The organism is Schaalia sp. JY-X159, assembly GCF_014525425.1.
Taxonomy (GTDB): domain Bacteria; phylum Actinomycetota; class Actinomycetes; order Actinomycetales; family Actinomycetaceae; genus Scrofimicrobium.
Genome location: NZ_JACEXI010000001.1, coordinates 19253 through 43927 on the forward strand (window position 1 = coordinate 19253; position 24675 = coordinate 43927).

Below are 24675 nucleotides of genomic sequence, written 5' to 3' on the forward strand. Positions count from 1 at the left end.
TGGTCTGCCTCGGACTGTCGTCGTCAGACCGCGCGATTGCGGAGCCGACCAAGCCATAGGGAGCCCGCTAGGCTCAGAGTCGCTAAGATTACACCGTTATGCGGACCTGGCGGGCTCCGTATGTCGTAGTCGGCTCGCGGATGAGAGGTTTGATCGGCTCGGGCGACGGTGGCGGTGAGGATGTTTGGTGGGTTCGGCTCGGGCGAGGGCAAGGGCGAGGGCGAGGGCAAGGGCGAGGGCGAGGGCGAGGGCGAGGGCGACGGCGACGGTGAGGATGCGGTAGAGGGGGCGATCGAGAGAATGCCTCAACCTGTGGCCCAAATCACCCATTGGTTAGTAGAGTTACCAGTGGAGCCGGTTCATCTCGGTGTGCAGCCGGCCATCTGATAGAAGGTTGGGCTGATGATTGTCACGTTTACCGCTAACCCATCTCTGGACAGAACGGTTACCCTCGGCTCCGCCCTCGTCCCAGGTGGTGTCCACAGGATTGAAGTGGACACAACTCAACCCGGCGGCAAGGGGATCAACGTTGCGCTGGGACTAGTTGGCGCAGGGCTAGATGTCGTCGCACTGTTGCCAGCCAGGGATGACGACCCCCTGCTCGGACTTCTAACCGAGAACGATTTGCCCTTTGAGGCGATTCCCGTGGTGGGTCAGATACGAACCAACATGACAGTGCTCGGTGGTAGAGAGTCTGCCAAAGGGGGAGAGACAACCAAAATCAATGAACCGGGAGCGACTCTCAACGAGGGCGAAGTAGCCGCGGTGGAAGCTGCACTAGTTGAAGCAGCAGCCGCCGCCGACACGGTCATGCTTTCCGGGTCATTGGCGCCAGGTTTTCCCGTTGATGAGTACGCGCGCCTCGTTCGGCGTCTACGGCCATTAGGGGTGTGGATTGGGGTGGACACTTCGGACGCGCCACTGATTGCTCTGGGAGAGAACTTCGAGGACGCGGCACCGGACTTTCTGAAGCCGAACGGCCTCGAACTGGGGCAGCTCACGGGACACGATGGACTTCATATTGAGAGACAAGCAGAAAATGGGGACCTCTCGGCAGCCAAAGATGCAGCTCTTGCGCTTCACGGTCGCGGTGTCGCAGAGGTCCTTGTCACCCTGGGCGGGGCGGGCGGACTCCTCGTTACTGGTGAGGGAGCGTGGTACTCGCCTTCACCGAAAGTCGATGTCGTCTCAACCGTGGGTGCTGGTGACTCTGCGACAGCCGGGTACCTGATTGCCCGCGAGGCAGGTCTGGATGCCCCCGCAAGGCTCGCCTACGCGGTTGCCTATGGCGCAGCAGCCGTTTCCCTTCCCGGCACCACAATCCCAACCCCTCAGCAGGTGAGTCCAAATTTTGAGGCAGTCGAAGAGATTTGACCGCATACAGAGTCAAGAGAAAGACAAGAACATGAGCGAACCACTGATAACTCCCGACCTCGTTGCCCTAGATGTCACGGTCGAGGGCGACAAGCACGCGGTGATTGCGGCAATGGCGCAGTTGGTTGCCGGGACCGGTCGAGCCAGCGAAGCCGGTCTGCGCGAAGCAATGGAGGCTCGGGAAGAACAGTTCCCAACCGGCATGCCAGGTGGGATCGCAATACCCCACTGCCGAACCACTGCGGTCGAAGTTGCCTCCCTGGGATTCCTCCGGCTTGCCACACCCGTCGACTTCGGTGCCAAAGACGGTCCCGCAGACCTCGTTATTGGCATTGCTGCTCCGGATGAGTCCGGATCCCAGCACATGAAGCTGCTGGCAAAACTGTCCCGCGCCCTCGTCCGTAAAGAATTCGTTCAGTCACTTCGGGATGCGAAGACGCCGGAGGAGGTCTCCACCCTGATCATGAATGTCGTTGAGCCACCGGATACTGCTGCATCGCCAGCGGCAGAGCGCGCTCCGAAACACGCGGCACCTGGAAGCGGCGAAGGTACGCCGGTCCTGCTGGCGATCACCTCGTGTCCCACGGGGATCGCTCACACATACATGGCTGCCGAGGCGCTAGAACAGGCAGCGAAGGACGCTGGCGTTGAACTCTATGTGGAGACGCAGGGATCCGGCGGTATCGAACCTTTCACCCCGGAGCAGATTGCTAGTGCCGGCGCCCTGATCATCGCAGCAGACGTCAATATCGCTGGGCGTGATCGTTTTGCGGGCATGCCACTGGTCGAGTCAAGCGTGAAGAGGCCTATGAACAAGGGCGAGGGCCCCAAAATGATTCAGGAGGCACTCGAGGCCGCCAAGGACCCCAATGCGAAGCGCGTTGCCGCGGGAAGTGGATCCGAATCGTCAGGGGCATCCGGCGGTGGAGCAGGAGTCTCTTGGCCGAAGAGGATCCAGCAGGCGCTCATGACCGGTGTCTCATACATGATCCCCTTCGTGGCAGCTGGCGGCCTCCTGATTGCCCTGGCCTTCCTCTTTGGCGGGTACAACGTCACGGACGTTGGCGATCAGGTCGTACGGTCGTACACCCTGTGGAACCTACCTGACGTGTCAGCTCTATCAGCCGAGGTCGGGACCGATCTGCTGGCAAAGAACGGCTTCCTGCTCTACGTTGGCTCGGTCCTGTTGGTTCTGGGGCAGGCGGGGATGGGGTTCCTCGTGGCGGCACTCTCCGGATATATCGCATTTGGTTTGGCGGGACGCCCCGGCATAGCTCCGGGCTTCATTGGCGGCGCCATCTCAGTTTTCGTTGGTGCGGGCTTCATCGGCGGTTTGATCACAGGGATCCTGGCTGGTTTGGTCGCCTACTGGTTCACAACGCTCAAGCCGCCGAGGTGGCTTGCAGGTTTGATGCCAGTCGTAATCATCCCGCTTCTGACAACTGCCATTGTCGGTGGCTTGATGCTGATGCTTCTGGGGCGTCCCCTCGAGGCGCTGATGACGGGGCTGACGTCCTGGTTGACTGGAATGTCGGAGGGGTCGGGGGCGATCGTCCTCGGCATCATTCTCGGTTTGATGATGTGCTTCGATATGGGAGGTCCGGTCAACAAGGCGGCCTACCTCTTTGCAACAACGGGTTTGGCAGCACAGACTGAAGCATCATTCATGATCATGGCGGCGGTCATGGCGGCAGGAATGGTTCCACCCCTTGCAATGGCACTTTCGACAACGATCCGACCCAGGCTTTACACCCCGGCCGAACGCGAGAACGGCGTGACAGCGTGGCTTCTTGGTGCGGCTTTCATCTCAGAGGGAGCAATTCCCTTCGCGGCCGCAGATCCGTTCAGGGTCATCCCCTCAATCATGGCGGGAGGTGCGGTTACCGGAGCAATCAGCATGGCGCTCGGCGTTGGATCTCGCGCCCCTCACGGCGGCGCCTTCGTGTTCTTTGCGATTGATCCGTTCTGGGGTTTCTTGGTCGCGGTGCTTGCGGGCATGGTTGTGGGCGGTCTGCTCGTTACTGTCCTCAAACAAATGGGGGCAAAGAAGGCAGCCGAGGTCGGCGTGTAGATGACAGGGGCTTCAATCTCCCAGCTCGTCCTCGGACGCATGCTCTTCTGCAATGGACTGACGAAACTGGCCACCGAAGTGGTGTCGGCGGTCGCGGTGGGCTACGCGGCAGTGTTTCGCGATTCCAGCTTTCGGCGTGACGGTGACATTGTCATTGCGTCTGGTCTGCCGCAGTGTGCATACCCACGTGGGGGAGTATGCGTCGGGCGGGTCTTCCTGACGGGGCCGCTCCCTTCGAGGGCGGTGATCGCCCACGAAAAGCGCCACGTCACGCAGTGGTACCGCTACGGCGCTCTATTTCCCCTCCTCTACGCTGTAGCGGGCCGCGATGCGCTCAGCAACAGGTTTGAGATCGAAGCGGGATTGGAGGACGGTGGATACCTCCCGGCCCAGCGGGCTCGCTAGAGTGCTTGGTGCTACATTTCACGCCACCTAGTTGCGATAACTCCCACACGGGGGCGGATTGCAGGGCGCCCACTGATAGTCTTGTCGGTGCCGTTAGATCGGCCACGGTAAGTCTGCCCGGGTGTTATGGCCCCGGCGCTCCGTGCAACGACCAAAGGAAAGTGAGTGCAAATGGCGCTGTCAAAGGATCAAAAAGAAGCAATCATCTCGGAATACGCGACGCATGAGGGCGACACTGGCTCTCCGGAGGTCCAGGTCGCGCTGCTAACCCAGCGGATCACCGAACTGACCGAACACTCGAAGACTCACAAGCATGATCACAACTCACGTCGTGGACTCATGCTGATGGTTGGCCGTCGTCGTCACCTCCTCGACTACCTCGAGGGCATCGACGTAGAACGCTACCGTAGCCTTATCGAACGTCTCGGTTTGCGTCGATAACCTACTGATCGGCCCGGTTCCACTGTGGAGTCGGGCCGAAACACTAACTTAAGAGAAAAACTGAGTAACCACTGCTAGACGCGGTTTTCGACAGTGGCTTACGGAGCAGATGGTTCCGTGGGCTTCGATCGAAGGCCGACGGCAGTGGACTCCAAATGAAAAGGAAACCATGTCCGAAGTGACACTGACACCACGCAAAGTGGTTTCGGCAGAAGCAATTATTGATAACGGCCGTTTCGGCAAGCGCACCGTGCGCTTTGAAACCGGTCGTCTCGCCCTGCAGGCAGCAGGCTCAGCCGTTGCCTACCTGGATGAGGAAACGACGGTCCTGTCGGCGACAACTGCTGGCAAGACCCCTAAGGACCAGTTTGACTTCTTCCCGTTGACGGTTGACGTTGAGGAACGCCAGTACGCGATTGGCAAGATCCCCGGTTCGTTCTTCCGCCGCGAAGGCCGTCCCGGCACCGAAGCGATTCTCGCCTGCCGTCTGATCGACCGGCCCCTGCGTCCCGGCTTCGTGAAGGGTCTGCGCAACGAGGTTCAGGTTGTCGAGACCGTTCTTTCCGTCAACCCCGATGACGCATACGACGTCCTCGCGATCAACGCGGCCTCCATGTCGACCCAGATTGCGGGCCTACCGTTCTCCGGTCCCATCGCAGGAACCCGTTTGGCTCTTATTGACGGCCAGTGGGTCGCTTTCCCTCGCTACTCCGAACTGGAAAACTCCGTGTTCAACATGGTGGTATCCGGGCGCATCGTTGAGAAAGAGGACGGCACCTCCGACATCGCCATCATGATGGTCGAGGCCGGTGGCGGCGACAACCAGTGGGAACTCATCCAGGCTGGCGCGCAGAAGCCGACCGAGGACGTAGTGGCAGGCGGCCTCGAAGCTGCCAAGCCTTTCCTGCGTGTTCTGTGTGAAGCACAGATTGAAGTTGCAAACCAGGCTTCAAAGGAAACCGCGGACTTCCCACTGTTCTTCGACTACACCGATGAAGAGTTCGCTGCGGTCAAGAATGCTGTCGGTGACAAGCTCGCTCAGGCCCTGCTGACCGAGGGCAAGCTCGCTCGCATGGATGCTGTGGACGCCGTCAAGGCGGAGGCAATCGCTGCTGGTCTCACCCAGTTCCCCGATTCGGAGAAGGCCCTCAAGGCCGCTTTCCGCAGCCTTGAGAAGGAAACCATTCGCAACCGCACCCTCCGTGATGGCGTGCGCATGGACGGCCGGACACCAACCGAGATTCGCTCTCTGGGAGCCGAGGTTGAGGTTCTTCCTCGCGTTCACGGTTCCGCGCTGTTTGAGCGTGGTGAGACCCAGATTCTTGGTGTCACCACCCTGGCGATGTTGCGCATGGAGCAGCAGCTGGACAACCTCAGCCCGCAGACGCACAAGCGCTACATGCACCAGTACAACTTCCCACCTTTCTCAACTGGTGAGACCGGTCGTGTTGGTTCCCCGAAGCGCCGCGAGATCGGCCACGGTGACCTTGCCGAGCGCGCCCTGCGCCCAGTCTTGCCGTCGCGTGAGGACTTCCCCTACGCGATCCGTCAGGTCTCTGAGGCCCTTGGCTCCAATGGCTCCACCTCGATGGGCTCCGTTTGCGCTTCGACACTGTCGATGATGCAGGCTGGCGTTCCGTTGCGCGCACCGGTTGCCGGTATTGCAATGGGTCTGATGACCGGGATCGTTGATGGCGAGAGCCGCGCGGTCACCCTGACCGATATCCTCGGCGCTGAAGATGGCTTCGGCGACATGGACTTCAAGGTTGCGGGTACTTCCGAGTTCATCACCGCACTGCAGTTGGACACCAAGTTGGACGGGATCGATTCGGATCTTCTGAAGTCCGCCCTCGGCCAGGCCCGCGACGCGCGCCTCGCAATCTTGGATGTCATGAGCCAGGCAATCGATCACCCGGATGAGATGGCGATGACTGCACCGCGCATCATCACGGTGAAGGTTCCCGTTGACAAGATCGGCGAAGTCATCGGCCCGAAGGGCAAGATGATCAACCAGATCCAGGAAGACACCGGAGCCGACCTGACGATCGAGGACGACGGAACCGTTTACATCGGTGCCTCTTCAGGCGAGGCCGCAGAGGCCGCTCGCGCCCTCGTCAATCAGATCGCCAACCCGCAGATGCCAGAGGTTGGGGAGCGGTTCATTGGAACGGTCGTCAAGACGACCTCGTTCGGAGCCTTCGTCTCACTGAGCCCGGGTAAGGATGGCCTGCTGCACATCTCGCAGATCCGTCGCCTGGTTGGTGGTAAGCGTGTTGAGAACGTCGAGGACGTCCTGCAGGTGGGCCAGAAGGTCGAAGTACAGATTGCCGAAATCGATGATCGCGGCAAGCTGTCCCTGCACGCAGTTGTTGAGGACGAGCAGGGTGAGGCAGTTGAGGGTGACGCAAAGTCCGAAGAGGCCGACAAGGGCGATGATCGCCCTCGTCGTCCCCGTCAGCGTAGCCGCCGCAGCCGCAATGACAACAAGGGACAGGAAGGCTAAGTCCTTCCTTCCACAACCAGTCGCCGCGAAGCGGTAGACTGAACGCGACACCCCGGCACGAGAGACCCCGAATATTCGGGCGCAGTGCCGGGGTGTCGTTCGCACCAGCAGGTTCCCTAAGCCACCGTCATAGAAAGCTGTACTTTGCCCTCACTACCAAGGTATGTCGATCCAGCCACTCCGACTCCACTCCCGCTGGGTCCCAACAGTGCAACGTCCGTTATCGACGACTCCGGCCTCGAAATACGCCGGTCGATTCTGCCGGGCGGGGTGCGCCTCATCACCGAGGCAATCCCCGGCGCCCTGTCGGCATCGCTCGGTATGTGGGTGGCAGTTGGCTCCCGAGATGAGGGACCGGGCGAGGGCGGAATCAGCCACTTCCTGGAGCACCTCCTCTTCAAGGGCACACACGTGCGGAGTTCGTTCGATATTGCCGAAGCATTCGACGCTGTCGGTGCGGAATCAAATGCGGCGACGACCAAGGAAGCCACATACTACTGGGCCCACATGGTTGCCGATGACCTCCCTGCTCTTCTGCCGGTTCTCACGGACATGGTCACCGATTCGGTTATCTCTGATCACGACGTCGAGGTCGAACGGGGCGTGATTCTCGATGAGCTCGCAATGGGAGAGGATTCCCCTCCCGATGTTGTCGGCGAGGCCTTCGCGCGGGCAATCTACGGCGGGTCACAACTGGGCCGCCCCATTGGTGGAACGCGCCAGTCGGTGGAGGCAATGGATCCGGGCAAGATCCGTGACCTCTACCATCGCAAGTATGGTACCGACGACTTGATCGTCAGCGTTGCCGGCGCAGTTGATCATGACGAGCTGGCAGACCGTCTCCAGGCCGCGCTTGCTGGTTCGCCGTGGTCAGAGCAACTGGCAACCAACAACCTGCCCAGAAGGCGCACTCCGAGCAAGCCGGGACCCGCCGCAAGCACAGATCACGAGCGGCACCTCGTCCTCAAGCGTGACATCGAGCAGGCTCACGTCATTGTGGGGGGCCCATGGCTCGCAGCACTGGATCCTGTCGGTCCGGCCAGCGGTGTGGCACTGAACCTACTCGGCGGTGGAATGTCCTCGCGTCTCTTCCAGGAGATCCGTGAGAAGAGGGGCCTTGCGTACTCGACCTATGCCTTCTCCTCGGCCTATTCGGATTCGGGAAGCTTCGCCATGTATGCGGGGTGCGCTCCGCGCAATCTCTCCGAAGTGCAGAAGGTCATGTGGGGAGAACTTGAGAAGCTCGCCGAAAAAGGCCCATCCGATAAGGAGTTGTCGAGGTCGAAAGGGCAGATCAGGGGTGGTGTGACCTTGAATCTTGAGGACACCGGCTCACGAATGTCACGGTTGGCCCGCGCAGAGTTGGTCGGCGAACTTACCTCTGTATCAGACGCCCTCGCCCGGATTGATGCCGTTCACGGCGAGGACGTTCAGGCGGTGGCCCGCCTGATGCTAGAAACCAACAGTGCCAGTGCGATTGTGAGTTCCAATGACTGAGCGAACACCTCCCCTGACAGTACGCAGCGCTACGTCGCAGGATGCTGGAGCCGTAGCGTCGATCCAGGTTGCATCCCTTGTGGACTCGGTTGTCAATGTCGTGGGGCAGCAGTACAGAGATCGGGTCGCTTCCCAACTCTCGGTTGATGACATTGAAGAAATCTGGTCCACCACGATCAGTCAGGAGGGTGATGCGAGCCGCGGGGTCCTTGTTGCACGCAACGGTGAGGAAGTTGTTGGCTTTGCCGCCTACGTCACGGGCACCGCTTCGGACGAGGTCGGCGGGAGCGGGCCTGCCTCAGTTCCTGGCTTACCATTTGACGTTCCCACCTCCTCGGCGCAGATCTTGGCATTCGAGGTTGAGGCGGAGAGTCGACGTAGTGGTCACGGCTCCCGACTGTTGGCCGCTATCGCAGATTCTCTTCGGCCATCTGGATGCCCCGGATTGGTGATTTGGATTGTCGGTGATGATGAGGCGCGCGTTCGCTTCTTTGAGAAGGCAGGATTCGCCCCGGTTGGTCTTCGGCGAAGTGTCGATACCGGTGTGGGTGAGGTTGTGGAGCACCTCTGGTTCGCTGCGCTTGCTGACTAGGCCGCCAGGAGTTGGTGGCGCGGTAAGTGTCGCGGACGTGGCAAGCTGTGGGTATGAACAATCTTTACGAGAACCTTTCCGAACCGGGCCCCGTGGGCAAGAATGTGTTGCGAGTGGTCCCCCTGGGGGGACTCGGCGAAGTTGGCCGCAACATGACGGTTCTGGAAACTAAGGGGAAAATCCTCCTCATCGATTGCGGGGTGCTTTTTCCCTCTGAGCACCAGCCCGGAGTTGACCTGATTCTGCCGGACTTCGGCTACATTGCGGACCGGCTCCAGGACGTTACCGCCCTCGTACTGACCCACGGGCATGAAGACCACATTGGCGCGGTTCCCTACCTCCTGAAGTTGCGTTCAGACATTCCCATCTATGGCTCCCGACTTACCTTGGCGCTGGTTGAAGCGAAGCTTGCTGAGCACCGCCTCCCGACCAAGAACCTCCACGTTGTCGCCGAGGGCGAAAGCGTTGCGCTGAAGCCATTTGACGTTGAGTTCGTCTCGGTAAACCACTCGATTCCTGACGCACTTGCAGTGTTCGTTCGCACGGCTGCCGGGACAGTTCTTGCTACCGGTGACTTCAAGATGGATCAGCTCCCCATAGACGGCCGCCTCACCGACCTTCGGTCATTTGGACGGTTCGGGGCCGAGGGCGTGGACCTGTTCCTCGTCGATTCGACGAATGCTGAAGTACCCGGGTTCGTAACTTCCGAAATCGAGATCGCGCCGGCGCTAGAGCGGGCATTTGCTGAGACTTCCGGTGCCGTCATTGTTGCGTCCTTCGCCTCCCACATTCATCGGGTGCAGCAGGTCCTCCAAGCGGCTGCGCAGACCGGCCGCAAGGTCGTGTTCGTTGGACGTTCAATGGAACGGAATATGCGCATTGCCGCGGATTTGGGGTATCTGGACACGGGAGAGAACATCGTGGTCCCGCTGTCTGAAATGAATAGCATCCCGCGCCGTGAGCGCGTCTACATGGTGACAGGATCCCAGGGTGAACCGATGGCTGCTCTCGGGAGAATTGCCCGGGGCGACCACAACAGTATTGAGGTGGGACCCGGCGACACCGTTGTGTTTGCTTCGAGTTTGATTCCGGGTAACGAAAGCTCGATCTATCGGGTTATCAATGATCTGACAGGGCTGGGTGCCAAGGTTGTTCACCAGGGGAATGCGAAAGTGCATGTCTCTGGACATGCCTCCGCGGGGGAGTTGCTGTACTGCTACAACATCATCCAGCCCAAGAACGTCATGCCCGTTCACGGCGAAATCCGCCACCTGGTCGCCAATGGGCAACTTGCTGTGAGGACCGGCGTTGACCCGGATAACGTGGTGTTGGCCGAGGGCGGAGTGGTTGTTGATCTCGAGGACGGACGTGCTCGCATTGCGGGAGTCGTTCCTAATGAACTGGTCTACGTTGATGGTTCATCAATCGGCGACCTGTCGGAAGATGAGTTGGCCGAGAGGATAGTCCTCGGCTCAGAAGGTTTGGTCACCGTCTATGCGGTTGTCGACAAAGAATCGGGAATGGTGCTGTCCGACCCTGTGGTACGGGCGGTCGGAGTTGCTGAGGAGGACGAGATCTTTGATGAGATCCGTCCCGAACTGGTAAAGGCCCTCAAGGATGCGGCTGCTCCCGGGAATGTATCTACCCACAAATTGCAGCAAACGCTGCGGCGCACGTTGGGTCGCTGGGTTGCGCGTCGGCTGCGTCGGCGCCCCGTGATCGTCCCGATTGTGGTGCAGCAGTGAGAGGAAGCGGACCGTACGGATTCGTCGATGACCAGGGACGGCAGTTCTCCGGGTACCTGAGGCATACCGCGCCTAAAGAATCGTTGCGCTCACGCCACAGATTCATCACGACAGCTGCCGTACACCTCGCTGTGACGCTTAATGTGCAGCAAGTTCCCTCAGAGGGGGATCAGGTGCGGGCGAGCCGGGCGGTTTCTTCGCCCGGTGGTGGGTACATTGTGGCCGCCGGTGCGCGTGCTCAAGAGGTGGCAACCTTCTTGGCCTCACCACTGGGAACCGGGCCGAACTCGCACTCCATCCGCAGGAGCCTGCTCAGTGCAGGTATCGAGACCTTTGAGACCGCCCTCGTTGGAGACATTGGTGTCGCAGTCACCATGGTCGAAGAGGACGGCAAGATGGCGCAGGTGGTGGCGCCCGGTGTTGAAGCAGAGTCCTCCCAGGAGCTGCTTGAACGCGTCCATGTGGAACCGGGTGACGTCGTTCATGTCAGTGGGGCCGACCTCGTCTCAGAGGCAGGCGCCCAGTCGATCATCACATGGCTCAAGAGCCTCCCTGAAGGCGTGACACTGGTTGTGGCCGCTTCTCCTGCTGTCGCACTGGTTTCCACAGAGGTTTGGTTGGAAGTTTTGGGTTTGGCCGACATTGTCACCATGAACATCAGGGAGGCCGCAGTCTTCACGCTGAACCTCAAACCTCACACAACAGGTGAGTGGTTCCAGGGCGTTTTGCGGCCAACTGCGAGCATTGTTCGGAGGATGGGTCCCCTGGGGTGTGAGGTGATAGAAGACTGTGGGACGCGGGTAACCGCTATCCCGGCCTTCACCGCGACCCCCGTCGACACAACGGGCGTGGGCGACATACACGTGGCAGTAATGTGTGCTTCACTCCTGGCTGGAAACACGCTGGTGCAAGCTTGTCTCCGTGCTAACGCGGCAGCGACGGTTGAGATTAACCACTCCACGGCATTCCCGGTTCCCACACTCGAGGATGTGGATGCATTGATTGAGGCCGGACATCACGACATTGTTCCGACCCGAGCGACCCCGGCGGTCGTTGGCATAATGGACGCTGAGTAGGGGAGAGGCGGCGCGCCGCAGGGGTTCACCCACGTGATTCTTGTAGCGTCAATTTGTTATGGCTACATCAAAGAAAACCCGTTCAAACGGGCCTTCGAAGCAGGGAGCAACAGCTGCCAGCCCCGGATCCTCAACCCGAAAGGGGGGAGGATCCTCTAGGACGCCGCGCGCAGCTGTCACTGATGAAGATGAGAGCCAGAAGACACCGGGTGCTCTGGCGAGGATGGGATCCTCATTGGCTGCCTCATGGCGCGCAGTTGACCCACAGATGAAGCGTGACGGGCTTGGATTCATTCTTGTTGCGCTGGCCGTGGTTGTTGCTGTCCGGGAGTGGTTTGGCGTTGCGGGAACCCTTGGTTCAGCCATTCACCATGGTGTCGCTGGGGCTGTCGGTGTCTTCGCGGTCCTGGTTCCAGTCGTTTTGGCCCTCTGCGGGGCCGCGCTTTTCCGGCGTCGTCGCAACATTGAGATGTTGCCATACCGCGCTGCTGGAACCCTGGGTGTCGTGGCATCCCTGACCGGTTTGGTGCAGCTTTTCCGTGGCAACCCTCCCATCGCCGACTTCCCCGCAATTGAGGCAGCCGGCGGGGTGCTGGGTTGGTTTATCGCGTCTCCCATGGCACGTCTTCTTTCGCCGGTCGTCGCGGGAATTCTACTGGTCCTCCTGCTGATCTACTCGGTGCTTCTGGGAACCAAGACTCCGCTACGTGAGGTCGCGCCGCGAGCGAAGGACCTGGGGGGGCGTATCCGCCGCAGCAGGCAGGGTAGTGGCCAGAGTGAGGAAGAGGCAGTCGTCCTCGCGACCGACGGCGATCAGTGGCTGGAAGACAACAGAGTCACGCAGAATCGCAGCAAACGAATCGGGCGGGGCGCCCGGACTGGGGAAGCGCTTTACGACCTGGAAGCCGAGGTCGCCCAAACCGAGAGAGACTCGTTTGATCCTCTCGATCCGCTCGATGACTCTTTCCCACTTCCCATCACGGGGGAAGAGGATATGACGCTCGTGCAGTCCGCGCCAGCCTTCGACCAGACCGCTGTGGACCCGCGTTCCCCGCAGGATGAGCGTGCCACCGTCGCCCTCGACGTCACAGATGTCCCGCGAACGGATGATGAGTGGCTTGAACCGCCTCAGCCAGCGCGTGAGTACAAGTTGCCCATGCCGAATCTACTCAAGCGTGGAAGGCCCCATAAAACACGCTCGGCTGTCAATGATCAGGTGATAGAGACCCTGCAGGGCGTCCTTGATGAGTTTAGCGTGGATGCTCATGTATCAGGGTTCTCGCGGGGGCCAACAGTGACCCGCTACGAGGTGACTCTTGGATCCGGGGTGAAGGTCGATCGGATCACCGCCCTCGCAGGAAATATTTCCTATGCTGTTGCCAGTGCGGACGTGCGGATACTTGCTCCGATTCCCGGTAAGTCTGCGATCGGCGTAGAGATTCCCAACACAGATCGGGAGACGGTCGTCCTCGGCGATGTCCTACGCTGCGGCCAAGCCCAGAAGAACCATCACCCTCTGCTCGTCGGTGTTGGGAAGGATGTCGAGGGCGGTTACGTCGTTACGAACCTTGCCCGTACCCCCCACCTTCTGGTGGCGGGGCAAACCGGGTCCGGAAAATCTTCATTCATCAACTCGATGATTGTCTCCATTTTGATGAGGGCGACCCCCGACCAGGTCAAACTGATTCTGATCGATCCTAAACGTGTGGAACTATCGATTTACGAAGGCATTCCACACCTGGTGACACCCATTATCACCAACCCGAAGAAGGCTTCCGAAGCCCTTGAATGGGTGGTTCGGGAGATGGATGCACGCTATGACGATCTTGCGGAGTACGGGTTCAAACACATTGACGACTTCAACGCCGCCATCCGTGAAGGAAGGGTTAGTCCTCCGCCCGGATCCAAGCGTCGCCTGAAACCGTACCCGTATCTTCTGGTGGTCGTAGATGAGCTGGCGGACCTGATGATGATTGCACCGCGCGATGTTGAGTCCTCTGTACAGAGGATCACCCAGCTGGCGCGGGCTGCTGGCATTCACCTGGTGCTTGCCACACAAAGGCCTTCAGTTGATGTTGTTACGGGGCTCATCAAAGCCAATGTTCCTTCCAGACTTGCCTTCGCAACCTCCGCCCTGGCGGACTCTCGAGTCATCCTCGATCAGCCGGGAGCAGAGAAGCTGATTGGGCAGGGTGATGCTCTCTATCTTCCGGCGGGAGCTGCTAAACCGATGCGTGTTCAGGGCGCGTGGGTGGATGAGGATGAGATAAGCGCTGCCGTGGAGTACTGCCGCACCCAAGCAGACCCTCAATATGACGAAACCGTGATGACTCAGCAGAGCACCGCGAAGGTTGCGGACGACATCGGCGATGACCTCAATGACCTCCTGTCGGCTGCAGAACTTGTGGTTAACACCCAGCTGGGATCGACTTCAATGCTACAGAGGAAGCTGCGGATTGGGTTTGCACGTGCTGGCCGTCTGATGGACCTGCTTGAATCACGCGACGTCGTTGGACCTTCGCAGGGCTCCAAGGCCCGGGAGGTACTGGTGGCTCCCGAGGAACTCCCTTCCGTCCTCGCACTTCTTCGTGGGGAAGCACAGAGTCTGCCGGATACGACGGCTGACGATGGCAATGCCGGTTCGCAGGATGGGGATGACTGGGATGACGAGGGCGCGGCAGTCGAGGAGGTCACCGAATTGTCTCCGCGGTGGAGCGATGAAGATGCACTCCAGTCGCACACGGTTGCGCGCGGCAGTGCATACCGTGATGAGCGGGAAAGTCCGGGCACGGGGGCGTTTGCTGAGGCTGCAACGAAGCCGATCCGTATCACTCCAGAGTTCAGTGGCGGAAGTGGCATATCATGAGGATCGCGGAGCTTTTGAGTCAGGGATTAGGGGTGCATCATTATGTCCGGTGGTGAAGGAAAAGGGGAGAACAAGGCTCCTTCTGCGGTGAACGTACCCAATGCGCTGACGGTCCTCCGCCTTGTGCTTGTCCCTGTCTTTTTGTGGCTCTTGCTTGAGAACACGACGGGATCACGCTGGTGGGCGCTGGCCGTATTTGCGATTGCTGCGTACACGGATCATCTCGATGGTGAGATTGCGCGTAAGCACAACATCATTACTAACTTTGGGAAGCTTGCCGATCCGCTGGCAGACAAGTTCCTCACCCTGGGCGCGTTCATTGCTCTGTCAGTCCTTGGCGACCTGACCTGGTGGTTTACCATCATTGTTGCTGTGAGAGAGATTGGGATTACGATCCTGCGGGAGGTGCTACGCAGACGGGGCACCATCGTGGCGGCGTCATCTGGTGGGAAGCTCAAGACCGTCTTGCAGATGGTGTTGATCATGATGTTGATCGTCCCCTGGGATGCGTTCTCAAATGCACTGATTCTGCAGCTGCTCCTCATCGTGATTTGGATAATCGCCCTGGCAGCGCTGGTGGTAACGGTGTGGTCCGGGGTGCAGTACGCGGTCGTGGCGGCACACGCCATGAAGAAGCAGAACGGGGATGAGGCGTAGGAGACAAAAGGCTCGGGTTGCGCGTCCCGCGATGCGCTCCAAGCGTCCGGAAGGCTGCCGGCCTTCCTACGTGGCGTCCTGCCCACTGGCTGGGGCCGCGCGTCGGCAGCCCCGCCGCAACCCTGATCCCGCCGACCTGCACCCCTCCGACCCCACTTCCCGATCCCCAACCCGCCCGGTCGACGAAAAACAGCGAGCCGTCCTGGCCATAGCGCGCCGTCTGGGTCTTAGGGAGCCAGCCCGGCTTGCATAACACCGTATTAGATCGTTTGTGGGGCCAGGCGGGCTCGCTATGACCGATGTGGCTCGCTAATCGTGGCGAGACTCTCAAGACGCAAGAATCCTGGCGGACCTCTGAATACGCAAAGGCCTCTCGGGAAATTCGGCCGTCATCGGCACAGCGAGCGCCAAGACCTCCTAGACCGTTGCAGTCGGCGTCAGTCTCCACAGTGCTGCGATTCGGGCGTTTTCCACAGAGATGACAATCTGCTCCGCCGTCGGGAGCATCCACTGCGTCATTCTTGGAGGATGTTCCTATCTGCAAGCGATCTGGTTCTCAATGCCAATGGTGTGCGTGTTGGACCGCGCCGCGTAACTGAAGAGCGCCTTCTGCGCGTAGACCGGGGAGTCTATATCGGTGTCGACAAGCTTGCGGCGGACCCTGCATCTTGGAGCGTACGGGCCCGCGTTGCCGAAGCGAGATTGCTTGCTCTCAACGCTCGCGCCTTTGGTTCCGAGGGCTTTGCATTTACAGGTGAGTCTGCGTTGGTCGTCCTCGGACTGGATCCCTGGTGGAATAACCCGGACGTCAGCGTACGCCGCAAGGTGCGCTCGGGGACTAAGACCGGCATGTGGGCCATGCACGTCGGTAGTACAACGGTTTCCGAGACCCGGATCAAACAGACCGACGTCTTCGCCGACTCCCTGGACACATCATTGTTCACGAAGCGTGGACTGCCGATAAGTCCGCTTCCAATCCTGGTTCTTGACCTCGTTAGATCAGCCCATCCGCTTCAGGCTTTCCACGACGTAAGTGTGCTACTTCGTTATCACTCCCGTTTTGACAGGTGGGAGCTGGAACGTTCACAGGCTCAAGCGGCTCACATCAAGCAGGATCTCCGCAACGAACTGTGTGACTTACGCGCAGGTCGAGACAAGAGAGTCCACTGGTTTGGCCGCGCACTTGCTGTATTGGATGCGAGTGACCCGGGCATTGAATCCCCGGCACACCAGGTCGCTGCAGCTGCAGTGAAGCGACAGCAGGACCTCGAAGACTTAGGGTGGCACATTGTGAACATCACCTATCAACAAGCAAGAGATGTTGAGGGCCTAGTCAACTACCTGACACAGAGGCTAGGTGCACTCGGAGTAAGGACCCACTCGGCACACGGGCTCCTTTGGGAGCCGCCCAGTCTTGAACTATTCGCTAAGCACCGCCGCTCCTAAGTGCTCAAGCTTTACCGCGACACCGTAGCGAGCCGGGTTGGCCCGACTTCACTGGACATGACACTGTTATGTGAGCCTAGTGGGCGCGCTAAGTCCTGTCTGGCTCGGGGTGGGCGGGGCGTCTGCATGTGATGCGGATAACGCAATAATCCATGGCCGAACATCGTTTTAGTGTGCATGAACACTGAAAATCAACTTCGCCGCCCGCCGGGCGTGCCGTCACGCCCCCGGGCAGGCGCTCGCAACGGACAGGTTATCCGTCCTGGAGTCAAGACGAGCTACAGTAGCGGGATGATGAGTGTCATTTCCGCAAAGCCACCACTATTGCGAAGCGAGTTGGGTGATGTATTGCGTTCGCTTCGCACCTTGCAAGAGCGTACTCTGCGTGAGGTTTCCTCTCAAGCGCAAGTCTCCCTCGGCTATTTGAGTGAGGTGGAGCGCGGACAGAAGGAAGCTTCCTCCGAACTACTCGAGTCGATTTGCTCCGCTTTGGGAGTTCCACTTTGGTTCGTGCTTCGCGAGGTCGCAGACCGCATGATGGTTCTCGATACAGCCACTGTGCCCGATACTGTTCCGGATGACCTGCTCGCAGGTTCTCTGGTTTCTAACAGGTGAATAAATCTGAGTTTTGGAACGCCCTAGAGCAGGTTTTTGGAACCGCTCTAGGGCGTTCTCTTGCTCACGATCTGCACTTGTCAAAGCTGGGCGAAACCGCTGAAGAAGCACTTGAGAGAGGCACCAAGCACGACGTCATATGGCATGCCCTGATAGATGAGACTGGGATGGGCGAGGACGCCCGCTGGGTCCATAGACGCCCTGTCAAGAAGAGGTAGGCGTGGACGCGTGTCGAACTTGAATCGAACGCATGTTCGAGTAAGGTTATCCCCAGGTAGCGCGGGTCGGCGTTTTCCACAGCTTGGAAATCACCGACCCGATTATGTCGGTGGTCGGGCATATCGTTGCGTATCAGGTCTCGGTGAGGGTTCCTGAATCCAAAGACCAGCATGTAACTCAGCCGGAGAGGCTGTTGACGAAGGGAAGACTTATGGCGCGTGCAGCCAGTTCGAAAGTAACCATAGCCCCAGGAGGCGATCGGGATAAGGCGCTGGACCTGGCACTCAGTCAGATTGATCGCCAGTTCGGCAAGGGGTCGGTGATGCGTCTAGGTGATGATGCGCGCCCACCAGTCAAGGTGATTCCCACTGGGTCGTTGGCACTTGATGTGGCACTTGGGATCGGCGGGCTCCCGCGGGGCCGGGTTGTCGAGATCTACGGTCCTGAGTCCTCAGGGAAGACAACTGTTGCACTTCACGCAGTTGCAAGCGCTCAACGTGGCGGCGGCAATGCTGCCTTTATCGACGCAGAGCATGCGCTCGACCCGATCTATGCCCGTGCGCTTGGTGTTGACACGGATAACCTCCTCGTCTCACAGCCGGACACGGGGGAGCAGGCACTCGAAATTACTGACATGCTCATCCGCTCGGGCGGCATTGACATTATCGTCATTGACTCAGTTGCTGCCCTGGTACCTAAGGCAGAAATTGAGGGTGAGATGGGTGATTCTCACGTGGGCCTTCAGGCACGTTTGATGAGCCAGGCGCTTCGAAAGATTACTGGTGCATTATCTGCGACCGGTACGACAGCAATCTTTATCAATCAGCTCCGCGAAAAGATCGGAGTCTTCTTTGGCTCCCCAGAGACCACCACTGGTGGAAAGGCGCTCAAGTTCTATTCTTCAGTGCGTATCGACGTTCGACGCATCGAGACTCTGAAGGAAGCGGGAGCCCCTGTCGGCAACCGCACCCGCGCGAAGATCGTCAAGAACAAGATGGCTCCTCCGTTCAAGCAGGCAGAGTTCGACATCATTTATGGCAAGGGTGTCTCGCGTGAAGGCTCGATCATAGATATGGGCGTTGAAGCGGGGATTGTGCGCAAGTCTGGATCGTGGTTCACCTACGACAATGACCAATTGGGGCAAGGCAAAGAGAACGTTCGCCAATTCTTGGTCGATAATCCAGACCTTGCAGATGAGATTGAGGGAAAGATCCTCGCAGCTTTAGGCATTGGTGAACCTGTTGCTGAGGCAGAGGCGGCTGTAAGTGAAGAGCCAGACTTCGAATAAGGGAGCAGCCGCAGCTGGAAGCAGCATGGACGTAGCCTTGCGCGTCCTCGGCGTCAGGGATCATTCCTGCTTCGAGATGGAACAGAAGCTGCTTAGCCGTGGCTTTGATGAAGCAGAGGTTCAGGAGACACTGGGGAGGCTGCAAGGCTACGGATACTTGGACGACGAGCGGTTTGCAGTTTTATTGGCGCGATCAAACCGAGGTTTGGGACGGCGCGGCCTCGCTAGGAAGATGGCGCAGAAGGGTGTCACGTCGCAAATCAGCGAAGCGCTCGTAGAGCAGATAGATGAAGATGAAGAGCTGGCTCGGGCGCTGGCTGCGGCTAGGAAACATAGTCCGATCAGCAAGATCTCCTCACTTGATCGCGAAACGTGGCAGAGGCGGCTATCGTCATTCCTAGCCCGTCGAGGCTTCTCGACGGGGGTCGTTTTGACTGTGTGTCGGCAGATTGAAGATGAGCTTGCGCACGGAGCTGAGGTGTCGCTTGAGTGAAAACAAGAGCCTCGTTGAAACAATTGCAGACATTCTTAAGAGCAACGAGTGGACTGTGGCAACGGCTGAATCGCTAACCGGCGGTGACCTGTGCGCCAGGCTGATAGACATGCCTGGTGCAAGTGAGGTTGTGCGGGGCGGGATCGTCGCTTATGCAACTGATCTGAAAGGCTCACTTCTTGGTGTTGATAAGGACCTCCTTGCCAGGCACGGCCCTGTTACAGCTGAGGTCGCACGACAGATGGCCGCAGGTGTACGCGGACTTTGCCGCGCAGACTACGGGTTGGCAACCACCGGGGTTGCCGGTCCTGGCGACTCTGAGGACGGCCCGGAAGGGCTCGTCTATATCGCTGTCGTCGGCCCTTCGCAGATCACGGTACGCGAGCTGAACCTTTCTGGTGGCAGATCAGCGGTGCGCTCAGCCACCGTGGCAGAGGCTCTTACTCTTCTTGGAGAGGTAGTGGAGTGCGAAGTTGATGAACGTGGGACTCACTCTTCAACCTGATCAGACTCGCAGGTGTTTGCGATGGCGTTCTTGGGATGGTCGCCGGACCGTACTAGGCTGGCTTGGCGATGAATGATAATACTGCTCCAAACGAGCCCATGTCCCTCCTGGGGTCTGCCGATGTGCCACGCACATACTTGGTTCGAACTCTCGGGTGCCAGATGAACCAACACGACTCTGAGCGTATTGCCGGACTTCTTGAGGATTCCGGACTGGTGCCAGTTGAGAGTGTGCCCAGTGCAATGTTGAGGGCAACCGATGCCGGCGACGGCGGCGCTGACGTTGTCGTGGTGAACACGTGCTCCGTTCGTGAGAACGCTGCAAACCGCCTGTTCGGCAACCTCGGACAGCTCGCCTCTGTGAAGCGTGAGCGACCGGGCATGCAGATTGCCGTCGGCGGGTGCCTAGCCCAGCAGATGCGTGACGGTATTGTGGAGCGCGCACCCTGGGTTGATGCGGTGTTTGGAACCCACAACTTGGATGTCTTGCCTGCGTTGCTTCGCAGATCCGAGCACAACCAGGCAGCTGCAGTGGAAATCGAAGAGTCACTCAAAGTCTTTCCTTCGACTCTGCCCTCAGTCAGGGAGTCTGCCTACGCGGCATGGGTGTCCATCTCGGTGGGGTGCAACAACACCTGTACTTTCTGCATTGTTCCGCGGCTTCGTGGCCGTGAACGTGACCGCCTCCCAACCGAAGTCCTCGACGAGGTCGCAGCCGTTGTCTCCGAAGGCGCTATCGAAGTGACGTTGCTGGGGCAGAATGTGAACTCTTACGGCGCTTCGTTCCGTGATCGGGGGGCATTCGCAAAGCTGCTTCGGGAGGTTGGAGCAACCCCCGGCCTTGAAAGGCTTAGGTTCACGTCTCCTCACCCCGCGGCCTTCACGGATGACGTCATTGAAGCAATGGCTGAAACACCCGCCATAATGCCCTCTTTACACATGCCGCTCCAGTCTGGTTCCGACAGGGTTCTCAAGGACATGAGGCGTTCCTATAGGGCCAAGAGGTTTGCTTCCATCCTAGAGAAGGTGCGCATTGCGATTCCCGATGCCGCAATTACTACGGACATAATCGTTGGCTTCCCGGGCGAAACTGAAGAGGATTTTCAGGCAACACTAGATGTTGTGGAGGAGTCTCGATTCGCATCGGCATTCACATTTCAGTACTCTCCACGTCCTGGGACACCTGCTGGCGCCCGAACGGACTCCGTGCCGCCCGAAGTCGTAGCTGAGCGGTATGCGCGGCTCCTTGATCTGCAAAACCGGATTTCGTTGGAAGAGAATGTTGCTCTGGTAGGTACGCGGGTCGAGGTGCTGGTGGCCGAGGGCGAAGGTCGCAAGTCCGGAGAGAGTCACAGGCTGTCAGGACGCGCCCGCGACGGGCGCCTGATCCACTTCGCTGTGCCTGATGGTGCCACCAAGCCACGGCCAGGCGACTTTGTCGATGTGGAAGTGACTCACGGAGCCCCCTACCACCTGTTGGCTGACTCGGCGCTGAGTGATGGGGGACTGTACACGGTTCGTCCAACAAGGGCAGGTGATGTCTGGCAGGAAAAGCAAGACAGCGTTGATGCAGATCCAGTGGGCGTCTCACTGGGTATTCCTGTTCTGCGCACCCGCTAAAGGTGCGTCACCGCAGTGAGTAGTCAGCCTGTTGTCGCAATTGTTGGCCCAACTGCCACGGGAAAGAGCGACCTCGCCCTCGACCTTGCAGAGTCGTTCGGTGGCCCCCAGCGTGTGGAGATTGTCAACGCTGACTCCATGCAGTTTTATCGCGGGATGGATATTGGGACGGCAAAACTGCCTCTAGAGCACCGCAGGGGTTTTCTTCACCACCAATTGGACGTCCTCGACGTGACTGAGGATGCTTCGGTTGCCGCCTACCAGGAGGCGACTCGCGATATTCTCGAACGGATCGCAGAGGGCGGTAAGCAAGCGATCGTCGTGGGTGGATCGGGCCTGTATCTACGCGCACTTCTTGACGAAATGCAGTTTCCCCCGACGGACACGATTGTTCGTGCTCAACTTGAGGCTGAGCTGGAGGCTCAGGGCCCGGCTCAGCTCCACAGAACGCTGATGGCGCTAGACCCACAGGCAGCCGAGTCGATTGGCAGTGCGAATGGACGCAGGATCGTTCGTGCTTTGGAGGTCGTCAGGCTTACTGGCCGCCCGTACTCATCGTCTCTGCCGCGGTATACCTATGCGCTTCCCGCCGTTCAGATCGGGCTGCGCGCGGGTAAAGAATTCCTTGATGAGCGCATCGCGAGGCGTGCACAGTCCATGTTCGACGGGGGTCTTCTTGAGGAGGTGCGGCGCCTAGAAGGCCTTGGGCTCCGCAAGGGCAAGACTGCCCGACGCGCCACAGGATACGCGCAGGCGCTGGGCGTCCTCGACGGCGTGTTGACGGTTGATGAGGCCATTTCGGCAACGGCAATCGCGACAAGACAGTTGGCCCGTCGCCAGATGAAGTGGTTTCGTCGAGACCCGCGGATCACGTGGATTGACGTGGATCGCCAGGGTGATGTGGCGGGGCGCGCGCGGGAACTCCTAAGTTCTGTCCTTACCGCGTGAGACTTCAAGGATCCTGAAGCCCTTGCGGGATGCGAGCCTTGAAACGACAAATCCCTGGTCGTCAAGCCACTTTGCCAGGCTATCTGCGCCAAGATGACGATTGACAACAAGGTATGCAACGCCTTGCTCCGCCAGAAGATCCAGCCATTCAAGGAGAAGACTCTGCAAAGAGGTCTTGCCAATGCGTATCGGAGGGTTTGACCAGATCACGTCGAAGCGCGTACCGGACTGGCGGGCTTCCTCTAGCGCAACTGCTGCCTCGAGGATCCGCAGGTTGTCAAGCCTGGCCCGGTGGGCATTGATGCGTGTCAGCGCCAGAGCACGCTCATTTACGTCCACGGCCCACACCGTTGCGGCCGGAGACTCCGCAGCCATGGTCAGCGCGACCGGCCCCCATCCGCAGCCGAGGTCGAGAAAAGTGCCTGCGTCTGGCAATGGAGGTGCTTTGTGAAGCAGTTGTTCCGTTCCGAGATCGACTTCCGATGCTGAGAAGACCTTGTCTCCCGCCACAAGGTTGAGGTCATGACCACGGTAGGCGACGCGAACATCGCGTAGCTTTCCCAGATCGTTGGTATCGGTGTCCTTATGCGGGGAGAAATAGTGTTCACTCACCCGCTAAGACTACAAGCTCTGCGTGCTCACTCTAGGGGCAGGTGTGAACGAACCAGGCATGTGAAGAGAGCCATACTTCGTACTAGCATCGAAGCATGAGTCAAGACGAAACCGAATACTCAGGTGAAGAGACGTCAGAAGCGCAGGTCTCCCGAGCTGAGGTGATTGCTGCGCGGATCCTTGCCCGGGATGAGTCGGATTTCTCCGAAGTGGATGATCATGCAGCGGCCCTCCCGGGCACGATTGATATCGTAGGTCTGGGATTGACAGGTTCCTCCCATGAGGACTGGCAGGACCGTCGTTCTGTGGGCAGATCTGCTCACCTAGCTGCCTCAACGGAGCTCTTGGACATTCAAGAGGTCGAGTATCGCCAGGTCAGACTGGAACGGGTAGTGGTCGTTGGCCTTCGCACTGAAGGCACTGCGGCGGATGCCGAGAACTCTCTTCGCGAGCTTGCCGCCCTCGCCCAGACGGCCGGTGCCACAGTGACCGCGGCGATGCTCCAGCGCAGGGATAAGCCGGATCCCGCGACCTACTTGGGCAAGGGCAAGGCGCAGGAACTACGGGAGGTTGTCCATGAGACGGAGTCGGACACCGTTGTTGTAGACGGGGATCTTGCCCCTTCGCAGCGGCGTGCGCTCGAGGACGCAGTCGGCGTCAAAGTCATCGACAGGACTGCTGTCATTCTCGATATTTTTGCTCAGCACGCTAAGTCCAGGGAGGGGAAGGCGCAGGTTGAACTAGCCCAGCTTGAGTACCTCCTCCCTCGTCTGCGTGGTTGGGGTGAGTCGATGTCTCGGCAGGCCGGCGGTCGAGTCGCGGGCGGTGAAGGCATCGGATCACGTGGTCCCGGCGAGACCAAGATTGAGTTGGATAGACGTCGTATCCGCACCCGGATGGCAAAGCTCCGTCAGCAGATCAAGAAAATGGAACCGGGTCGCGTAACTCGGAGACTGTCGAGACGTAGAGGAGAGGTGCCAGCTGTCGCTATCGCCGGCTACACCAACGCCGGGAAGTCGACACTGCTCAACGCTCTGACAGGTGCGGATGTGATGGCGGCAGACGCGCTGTTCGCGACCTTGGACCCTACGGTTCGCAGAGTTGAGACCGAGGACGGGCGCGAGTATACGGTTACGGACACCGTTGGGTTTGTGCGTAGCCTTCCGACGCAGCTTGTGGAGGCATTTCGCTCGACACTCGAGGAGATTGGTGAGGCAGACCTGGTCTTGCACGTTGTTGATGCGTCTCACGCTGACCCTCAGTCTCAAGTTGAGGCAGTTCGCGACGTTTTGAGTGGGATAGAGGGCTTTGACAGCGGTAAAGAACTCGTCGTCCTGAACAAGACAGACCTTGCGTCTGCCACGGAGCGGGCACGCCTCCGAGCACTGTACCCGGACGCTCTCGAAGTCTCAGCTCAAACTGGGTTTGGCATAGAAGCCTTGCGTCTAGAGGTTGCCAGCCGTCTCCCGCGACCAGAAGTTGAAATTGACCTCCTCGTCCCGTTCAAGAACGCGGGGCTGGTGAGCAGAGCCCATGATGTTGGGGAGGTCGACGAGGAAGAGTGGACCGACCTTGGCGTGCGGCTCAAGGGACGGGTCCCTAAAGACCTCGCGGCGCGCCTGCGCGAGGTGGGTGTCTGAGCATAGACTGGACCTAGCGGTGAACGAAATTCCAAATCCATGTTGCGGCACACGGTTTTCAGC

General features: G+C 59.3%; 22 protein-coding genes. 21 read left to right on the forward strand and 1 reads right to left on the reverse strand.

The window, feature by feature from the left end:
• The first annotated feature begins 174 nt into the window (after positions 1-174).
• The 20 genes from IDL90_RS00090 (at position 175) to miaA (ending at position 22360) form a co-directional block, all read left to right on the forward strand.
• On the forward strand, positions 175-387 hold the full coding sequence (locus IDL90_RS00090) for a hypothetical protein (RefSeq protein WP_187993929.1): 213 nt from the start codon (positions 175-177) through the stop codon (positions 385-387).
• A 15-nt stretch (positions 388-402) separates the two neighbouring features.
• Positions 403-1374, forward strand: coding sequence for a 1-phosphofructokinase family hexose kinase (locus IDL90_RS00095; protein WP_187993930.1), 972 nt, complete (start codon positions 403-405; stop codon positions 1372-1374).
• A 31-nt stretch (positions 1375-1405) separates the two neighbouring features.
• On the forward strand, positions 1406-3445 hold the full coding sequence (locus IDL90_RS00100) for a fructose-specific PTS transporter subunit EIIC (RefSeq protein WP_182141035.1): 2040 nt from the start codon (positions 1406-1408) through the stop codon (positions 3443-3445).
• Complete coding sequence (locus tag IDL90_RS00105) at positions 3446-3850, forward strand: Fe-S oxidoreductase (RefSeq protein WP_182141034.1); 405 nt, start codon at positions 3446-3448, stop codon at positions 3848-3850.
• Between the two features lie 171 nt (positions 3851-4021).
• Positions 4022-4291, forward strand: coding sequence for a 30S ribosomal protein S15 (gene rpsO / locus IDL90_RS00110; RefSeq protein WP_182141033.1), 270 nt, complete (start codon positions 4022-4024; stop codon positions 4289-4291).
• Between the two features lie 169 nt (positions 4292-4460).
• Complete coding sequence (locus IDL90_RS00115; protein ID WP_182141032.1) at positions 4461-6794, forward strand: polyribonucleotide nucleotidyltransferase; 2334 nt, start codon at positions 4461-4463, stop codon at positions 6792-6794.
• 144 nt (positions 6795-6938) lie between these two features.
• Positions 6939-8291: a pitrilysin family protein gene (locus tag IDL90_RS00120; protein WP_182141031.1), complete on the forward strand. Its 1353-nt coding sequence runs from the start codon at positions 6939-6941 to the stop codon at positions 8289-8291.
• Entirely contained in the window at positions 8284-8883 is a 600-nt protein-coding gene (locus IDL90_RS00125) for a GNAT family N-acetyltransferase (protein ID WP_182141030.1), read from the forward strand. The genes IDL90_RS00120 and IDL90_RS00125 overlap by 8 nt, the downstream gene beginning before the upstream one ends.
• 53 nt (positions 8884-8936) lie before the next feature.
• On the forward strand, positions 8937-10628 hold the full coding sequence (locus IDL90_RS00130; RefSeq protein WP_182141029.1) for a ribonuclease J: 1692 nt from the start codon (positions 8937-8939) through the stop codon (positions 10626-10628).
• Positions 10625-11704 carry a PfkB family carbohydrate kinase gene (locus IDL90_RS00135; protein ID WP_182141028.1) on the forward strand — a complete coding sequence of 360 codons (1080 nt, stop codon included), beginning with the start codon at positions 10625-10627 and terminating at the stop codon, positions 11702-11704. Before IDL90_RS00130 ends, IDL90_RS00135 begins: the two co-directional genes overlap by 4 nt.
• A 58-nt stretch (positions 11705-11762) precedes the next feature.
• Positions 11763-14570 carry a DNA translocase FtsK gene (locus IDL90_RS00140; RefSeq protein ID WP_187993931.1) on the forward strand — a complete coding sequence of 936 codons (2808 nt, stop codon included), beginning with the start codon at positions 11763-11765 and terminating at the stop codon, positions 14568-14570.
• 87 nt (positions 14571-14657) lie between these two features.
• Positions 14658-15227 (forward strand): CDP-diacylglycerol--glycerol-3-phosphate 3-phosphatidyltransferase, encoded by a 570-nt coding sequence (gene pgsA, locus IDL90_RS00145; RefSeq protein WP_316930253.1) that lies wholly within the window; start codon positions 14658-14660, stop codon positions 15225-15227.
• A 528-nt stretch (positions 15228-15755) separates the two neighbouring features.
• Positions 15756-16673: a hypothetical protein gene (locus tag IDL90_RS00150; RefSeq protein ID WP_187993932.1), complete on the forward strand. Its 918-nt coding sequence runs from the start codon at positions 15756-15758 to the stop codon at positions 16671-16673.
• A 294-nt stretch (positions 16674-16967) separates the two neighbouring features.
• Positions 16968-17288 (forward strand): helix-turn-helix domain-containing protein, encoded by a 321-nt coding sequence (locus tag IDL90_RS00155; RefSeq protein ID WP_182142712.1) that lies wholly within the window; start codon positions 16968-16970, stop codon positions 17286-17288.
• Positions 17285-17506: a DUF3046 domain-containing protein gene (locus IDL90_RS00160; protein ID WP_182141024.1), complete on the forward strand. Its 222-nt coding sequence runs from the start codon at positions 17285-17287 to the stop codon at positions 17504-17506. The genes IDL90_RS00155 and IDL90_RS00160 overlap by 4 nt, the downstream gene beginning before the upstream one ends.
• A gap of 212 nt (positions 17507-17718) precedes the next feature.
• On the forward strand, positions 17719-18795 hold the full coding sequence (gene recA / locus IDL90_RS00165; RefSeq protein WP_187993933.1) for a recombinase RecA: 1077 nt from the start codon (positions 17719-17721) through the stop codon (positions 18793-18795).
• Positions 18773-19288 (forward strand): regulatory protein RecX, encoded by a 516-nt coding sequence (locus IDL90_RS00170; RefSeq protein ID WP_187993934.1) that lies wholly within the window; start codon positions 18773-18775, stop codon positions 19286-19288. Before recA ends, IDL90_RS00170 begins: the two co-directional genes overlap by 23 nt.
• On the forward strand, positions 19281-19793 hold the full coding sequence (locus IDL90_RS00175; protein ID WP_262508929.1) for a CinA family protein: 513 nt from the start codon (positions 19281-19283) through the stop codon (positions 19791-19793). The genes IDL90_RS00170 and IDL90_RS00175 overlap by 8 nt, the downstream gene beginning before the upstream one ends.
• A 98-nt stretch (positions 19794-19891) precedes the next feature.
• Positions 19892-21412: a tRNA (N6-isopentenyl adenosine(37)-C2)-methylthiotransferase MiaB gene (gene miaB / locus IDL90_RS00180; protein WP_182142711.1), complete on the forward strand. Its 1521-nt coding sequence runs from the start codon at positions 19892-19894 to the stop codon at positions 21410-21412.
• Between the two features lie 15 nt (positions 21413-21427).
• Entirely contained in the window at positions 21428-22360 is a 933-nt protein-coding gene (gene miaA, locus IDL90_RS00185) for a tRNA (adenosine(37)-N6)-dimethylallyltransferase MiaA (protein WP_187993936.1), read from the forward strand.
• On the opposite strand, the gene IDL90_RS00190 is transcribed toward miaA, so the two are convergent.
• Positions 22337-22972 carry a class I SAM-dependent methyltransferase gene (locus IDL90_RS00190; protein ID WP_182141019.1) on the reverse strand — a complete coding sequence of 212 codons (636 nt, stop codon included), beginning with the start codon at positions 22970-22972 and terminating at the stop codon, positions 22337-22339. The two genes, miaA and IDL90_RS00190, sit on opposite strands and share 24 nt — an antisense overlap.
• A gap of 95 nt (positions 22973-23067) precedes the next feature.
• Here IDL90_RS00190 and hflX point away from each other — a divergent pair, with 95 nt between their 5' ends.
• A complete protein-coding gene (gene hflX / locus IDL90_RS00195; protein WP_182141018.1) occupies positions 23068-24612 on the forward strand; it encodes a GTPase HflX in 1545 nt (514 codons plus the stop codon).
• Positions 24613-24675 lie beyond the last annotated feature (63 nt).